This is a genomic window from uncultured Candidatus Puniceispirillum sp. (genome assembly GCF_963979125.1).
Taxonomy (GTDB): Bacteria; Pseudomonadota; Alphaproteobacteria; order Puniceispirillales; family Puniceispirillaceae; genus Puniceispirillum.
Window position 1 is genome coordinate 1 of record NZ_CAXBVX010000113.1, and the last position, 6,045, is coordinate 6,045.

The 6,045-nt window shown below is 51.2% G+C and carries 5 protein-coding genes; all 5 read right to left on the minus strand.

What is annotated here, in order from left to right:
- Positions 1–160: 160 nt before the first annotated feature.
- Positions 161–1,195: a DNA polymerase III subunit delta gene (gene holA, locus ABNT28_RS09625; protein WP_348721472.1), complete on the minus strand. Its 1,035-nt coding sequence runs from the start codon at positions 1,193–1,195 to the stop codon at positions 161–163.
- Positions 1,192–1,713: a hypothetical protein gene (locus ABNT28_RS09630; RefSeq protein WP_348721473.1), complete on the minus strand. Its 522-nt coding sequence runs from the start codon at positions 1,711–1,713 to the stop codon at positions 1,192–1,194. Before ABNT28_RS09630 ends, holA begins: the two co-directional genes overlap by 4 nt.
- Positions 1,700–4,312, minus strand: coding sequence for a leucine--tRNA ligase (gene leuS, locus ABNT28_RS09635; RefSeq protein ID WP_348721474.1), 2,613 nt, complete (start codon positions 4,310–4,312; stop codon positions 1,700–1,702). Before leuS ends, ABNT28_RS09630 begins: the two co-directional genes overlap by 14 nt.
- A gap of 77 nt (positions 4,313–4,389) precedes the next feature.
- A complete protein-coding gene (locus tag ABNT28_RS09640) occupies positions 4,390–4,896 on the minus strand; it encodes a DUF3576 domain-containing protein (protein ID WP_332924737.1) in 507 nt (168 codons plus the stop codon).
- A 116-nt stretch (positions 4,897–5,012) separates the two neighbouring features.
- Positions 5,013–6,045: porin (locus ABNT28_RS09645; protein ID WP_348721475.1), on the minus strand; the 1,033-nt coding region annotated here is incomplete at its 5' end.

The following is a 6,045-nucleotide window of genomic DNA, read 5'->3' on the forward strand; positions in this document are numbered from 1 at the left end:
AAGCATCATCCGGCTGGAGCAGCGCGGAAGCCGACAGATGATCGCGGCATGAACCAAGCATCATCCGGCTGGAGCAACGCGGAAGCCGACAGATGATCGCGGCATAATATAAAGAATAAGCATCATCCAAACATAAGTGTGAAAGGTGATGGTGGAATAATTAAGCGCGGGCGCGTAGGCACAGTCCCAGCAAACCTTGCATACAGATCACCCGATCATTCGGACTAGATGATTTCAACGCAAGCTCAATATCCTGAAGCTTATCAAGTACCGCCATTGCTTGCTTATGTCCCCATTTTTGTAACTGGGCAGCCATGCGCCCCTGTAATTTGAAATGCACAGGCGGGCGCAATGACTTTATAGCCATATCGCGCGAACTGCCGGTTGATACGCCATGCGCTGCGATCATCAAACTACGGAAATAAGTATGACAGCCACGAATGACCATGATCGGGTTGGCATCTTCCGACCATGCTTTGGTGATTGCCTCTTGCAAGCGGAGGATATTCCCGTCCGCAACAGCACTGGCGACATCATCAATGGCCAAAACGGTGCTGTCTTCAAGTGCCGTTTCGATGTCTTCGGCGGTTAAGCTGCCTCCCTGTCCAGCCATTAACGCCAATTTTTCGATTTCGCGGCGCGAGCCAGCGCGGTCAGCGCCCAATTTACCAACAATCAGATCCATAACATGGCGATCGACAGTTATCGATAATTCAGCGAAGCTGGATTGGGCAAGATCACGTATGGTGCCGCTATCATCAGCATAGCACCCGATAGATGCACAGGCATCGCCGTTTTCGAATAATTTGACAATGGCATGGCGTGTTGTTGTTTCGCGGGCTTCGACTATAAGCACCGCCCCATCAAGCAAGGTGCCATCTTTGCGTGGGGTGAGTGCCAGTTTGCACGCTTCGACAAGTTCAGTGCCACGGCCACGCACAATCACCACGCGCGTCTCGGCAAAAACGGCAATGCTGGACACAGCATCGGCAATCACGCCAACATCATTTTCTATGGCGCCGCTATCAAGACGCGTGACCGAAAAAACATCATCAAGATTTTCACTATAAAGGCCAGCAAGAGCCAGCGCGCGTTCATGAATCAAACCAATGTCATTGCCATGAAACAGAAAGGCGCGCATATGCGCGGGGGGTTGTTTGAGAAGACCTGCAATTTGCCGGGTCTGAATCTTCATGTTTTATCTATGGGCTGGGCTGTGGAGAGAAAATATAATTGCAAGCGGCGGCGCACGCGTTCAGCCAGCAATTTGGCCAGGCGCTTTTTGGCCTGTAGCACGGATTGCTCGTTGCCATATTTCGAGGAGACGGTACCCAAAGTGGCATTGGCCGAAACCGCATTACGAAGCAAGACATCATTACTGTTTATGTCGGTCAGGGTAAAGGATACGGTCATGGTCATCTTTTTAAAATCAGATGACACGCCGCGCACGGCAAAAGCCTCGCTTGAGCTGATTGATATTTTACTGGCAAGGCGATATTCCGATTCCGTTGCATAGTTGCTGAACATAGTTTGGCGCAGGTTACGGCTGTAAATCTGTCCATCGCGCCCCCCTAAAGTGAGAATTTCGACGCTGGCCAGCCTGTCGATCATGGCGGCGTCGATCTGGTCTTTGGACAAAGATGTGCATCCACCTAGAAAACCACCAAGCAAAAACAGAAGGGGCAGGCCGATGATGATGTTACGCAACGACATTTATAATCCTGTTGGGGACAACGATAACCCGCTTGGGGGACTTGCCTTCAAGATAACGGGAAACAGCATCGGATGCCAATGCTTTTGCTTCGGCGTCTTCATTTGGACAATCGCGCGGCAATGTGATGGTGGCGCGTAATTTGCCATTCACCTGCACGCCGATTTCAACTTCATCATCAGCGGCCACTGCCGGATCGGCGGTAGGCCAGTCCGTATTGGCAAGCATCGTGTCATGGCCAAGCATGTGCCACATTTCTTCAGCAATATGCGGGGTCAAAGGCGCGATAAGCATGGCAAGATTTTCAATCGCAAAACGCCGCGCTTCGGCAGATCCGGCAATGTCAGGGGCAAGCGTGCTGATCGCGTTCGACAAGGTATGAAGCTGGGCAACAGCACGGTTGAAGCGGAAGTCTTCAATGTCCTTGGTGATGGCAAGGATGGTTTTGTGGACTGTTTTGACAAGATCCTGGGCTGCGGAATCGGCAGTATCAGGCATGACGGCGTCAGGTGGAGCGATGGTATCATCAGCCGCCAAGCGCCAGATTTTCTTGAGAAAGCGTGACGCGCCTTCGACGCCGGATTCGGTCCATTCCATATCACGTTCAGGCGGCGAATCCGACAGCATGAACAAGCGCGCTGTATCTGCGCCATAGGTGCCAATGATAAGTTCGGGATCGACGACATTGCGCTTGGACTTGCTCATCTTTTCGATGCGTCCGGCAGTGACCGATGCGTTGTCGCTGCGTGTGACCCAGTTATCGCCATCGCGTTCGACATCGGTAGGAAACAGCCATTTGCCGTCTTTATCCTGAAACGTTTGGTGGCAGACCATGCCTTGCGTCATCAAACCAGCAAAAGGTTCGGCAAGATCAAGATAGCCTACCTCGCTTAAGGCACGCGTGAAAAAGCGCGAATAAAGCAAATGCAGAACGGCATGTTCAACACCGCCGATATATTGATCGACCGGCATCCAATATTGTGCCGCTTCGGCGCTAAAGCCATTTTTATGCTTTGGATCGCAATAACGCAGGAAATACCACGAACTTTCAAAGAAAGTGTCAAACGTATCCTGTTCACGCATTGCCGCTTTGCCGCATGTGGGGCAGTTTGTATGTTTCCAGCTTGGATGATTGGCAAGCGGATTGCCTGGCTGGGTGAAATCAACATCTTCAGGCAATTGTACAGGCAATTGATCGTCAGGTACCGGTACCGCGCCACAGGAATCACAATGAATGATCGGGATCGGGCATCCCCAATAGCGTTGCCGCGATACGCCCCAGTCACGAAGCCGGAACGTGGTTTCTGCCTGACCTGTCCCCGCCGATGCAAGTGTTGTAAAGGCGGCCTGTTTACCAGCTTCGACATCAAGCCCGTCCCATTCCCCCGAATTAATCAGCTTACCAGGGCCAGTATAGGCAGTGTCGGTGATGGTAAAGCTTCCCGCATCTACATTATCGGGGGCATCTTCGGGTAATATCACCGGCAAAACAGGCAAGCCATAGGCCGTGGCGAAATCAAGATCGCGCTGGTCATGCGCCGGACAGCCAAAGATGGCGCCTGTGCCGTAATCCATCAGCACAAAATTGGCGATATGCACAGGCAATGTCGCCCCGTCAATGACCGGATGGGCCACAAAAAGGCCTGTGTCATAGCCCTTTTTGTCAGCTGTTTCGACAGCCGCTTCCGAGGTGCCAAGCTGGGCGCATTCAGCCGCAAAATCAGCCGCGCCCTTATCATGTGTGGCAATCTCGCGGGCAAGTGGATGGTTGGCGGCAATGGCGATAAAAGAGGCACCATATAATGTATCAGGGCGCGTTGTGAACACCTCAATCGCACGGCCAGCATACGTATCAGCATCGGTCTGATCCGGATTATCGGTAATGTGGAAACTGATACGCGCGCCTTCGGATTTGCCAATCCAGTTATGCTGCATCAAGCGCACGCGATCTGGCCAGCGATCAAGCCCGTCAATCGCGGCCAGCAGATGATCGGCATATTTGGTGATTCGTAAAAACCATTGCGACAGAAGCCGCCGTTCGACGGGGGCGCCGGAACGCCAGCCGCGCCCATCGACAACCTGTTCATTGGCCAATACCGTATTTTCCACCGGATCCCAGTTCACCCAGCTTTCCTTGCGATAGGCTAGACCCGCATCGAGGAATTTGAGGAACATGCGCTGTTCATGCTGGTAATAATCGGGTGTGCAGGTGGCCAGTTCGCGATTCCAATCATAAGACAGCCCCATGCTTTGTAGCTGGGTGCGCATCGCGGCGATATTTTCAACAGTCCATTTGCCTGGATGAATACCGCGTTCCATTGCTGCATTTTCGGCCGGCAAGCCAAAGGCATCCCAGCCCATCGGATGCAGAACGTTGAAACCCTGAGCCCGGCGAAAGCGCGCAACAACATCGCCAAGCGTGTAATTGCGAACATGCCCCATATGAATCCGACCTGACGGATAAGGAAACATTTCCAGCACATAATATTTAGGCTTGTGGTTGGGGGCGCTACTATCTGGCTGATCGGCGGTAAAACATTCTTTATCTTGCCAACAGCGCTGCCATTTCTTTTCAATGGCAGGAGCATCATAATGCGTCATGAAATTTCCTGTAAACTATCGCGTAAATATTCCCTAGCACGGGGTGCCATATGATGTTATCGGCGGTAATTAAATATCTATTCGGTTGATTCGGCAACTGACGTGGCGCGCATTTCGCGTGCGCGGGTCAAAATAAGATCTTCAATATTCTTAGCCAAGGCGTCGTCGCGCGTGGCCGCCCCCCATGTGCCATTTTCGGCTTTCTGGGCAAAGACACGCACCTGAATGGCATCCGAACGTAATTCGCGCCCAACAACAAAAATCATCAGCTTGATGCGCTCATCAGGCCGGTCGGCAAGCGAATACCATTCGGTCAGGATGCTGCCCCCAAATGTATCGACATCGTCAAGCGGCACAAAGGCGGCAATTTCCAGCGATGCCCGCCATAATAAGGCGTTCACCGGCATGCTGTCGCTTTTGTTATCAGCGCCAAAATCAAGAATTTTCATGCCGCCGGTTTTGCCAGTCAGAAAAGACACTTCACCTTCTTCTTCGGCTACAGGCTGAATATCCGCCCCCGAACAGCCTGCCAAAATAAACGCAAGAGTAACCATAACGGTGGCAAGAGACTGGGTGGTTTTCATATCGGCGATCCATTGATTGGTGAATATGCCAAGAGAATGCAAATAGATCGTTCATTTGTAAAGAAAAAAGGGAGGGGCAAGCCCCTCCCTTTCCATTCGACATGATAACATTCAAATTAGAATGTTACGCCAACTTTCAAACGTGTGTTTGCACCGTCATTCATTTTGGTAGATGCTGATGCGTTTTTGTACTCATATGAACGGTTTGACAGTGAGATGTACATGCCAGTAGCAGGAACGTACTTCACACCAAACTGTGTTGCTGAATATGTGTCTCCTGCACCTTCAGCAGCAGCTTCGCCGTCTGTACCTGAAGTCACACCGTTTGTGCCAAGCTCAGAGTCCATAGTTACAGCTTCAACAGTCAATGTGTCTGACATTGCATAAGTAATGCCATATTCACTTGTGTCTGTGTCACTCTGGACTGCGCCAGCCTGTGTCTTACGCTCTGCGTTTGATGTTGATGCACGAACAGTGAAGTCACCATAAACAACCTTTACACCATAGCCTGAAGCTGAGCTTTCAACAGCTGTTGATAAGTCACCAGCTGCGTCAGTAGCAGTAGTGGCATAGCTCACAGTGATATCAGCACCGCTTGCAGCGGTTGTGTAAACAATACCCATTGCTGTTGTGTCAGCTTTTGTATCCGAACCAGCGTCTGCCTGTGAAACGCGCAGAGTGATACCATTCACTGTTGGTGAAGTGTACATGATCTGACCCTTAGCTTCGCCACCAACAACTGTGCTGGTTGCCATGCCTACGGCCATCATAGGGGTTGCAGAAGCGGCTGCGTTACCTGGGATTGATGATCCACCTGAGATTGCAGCATCAAAAGCTGATGTTCCAACTGAAGTGGCTTTAGCCGCGTCATTGTGCTCACCAAATGAGATCTGGCCCCAATCGTCAGAAATGTGCATGCGGGCGTCATCATCTGCGCCGTCATCAACGTGGATTGAACCACCGAATGACATACCTGAGTCAGCTGTTGTTGAACCTGAGATTGTGAAATCTGAGTCCATTACAGCTTGTGTGTTGTTTGTGTTAGTTGCAGCAGCTGAACCAGTTGCTGTATCGTCTGACCATGAGTCATATAACCATGAAGCAGATGCTGACAGAGATACGTCAGCAGAAGCGGCTGAAACGCCACCA

Bases quoted from the DNA above. Each gene is read 5' to 3' on its own strand.
- ABNT28_RS09640 (WP_332924737.1), bottom strand. From the start codon at position 4,896: ATGAAAACCACCCAGTCTCTTGCCACCGTTATGGTTACTCTTGCGTTT.
- leuS (WP_348721474.1), bottom strand. From the start codon at position 4,312: ATGACGCATTATGATGCTCCTGCCATTGAAAAGAAATGGCAGCGCTGT.
- ABNT28_RS09630 (WP_348721473.1), bottom strand. From the start codon at position 1,713: ATGTCGTTGCGTAACATCATCATCGGCCTGCCCCTTCTGTTTTTGCTT.
- holA (WP_348721472.1), bottom strand. From the start codon at position 1,195: ATGAAGATTCAGACCCGGCAAATTGCAGGTCTTCTCAAACAACCCCCC.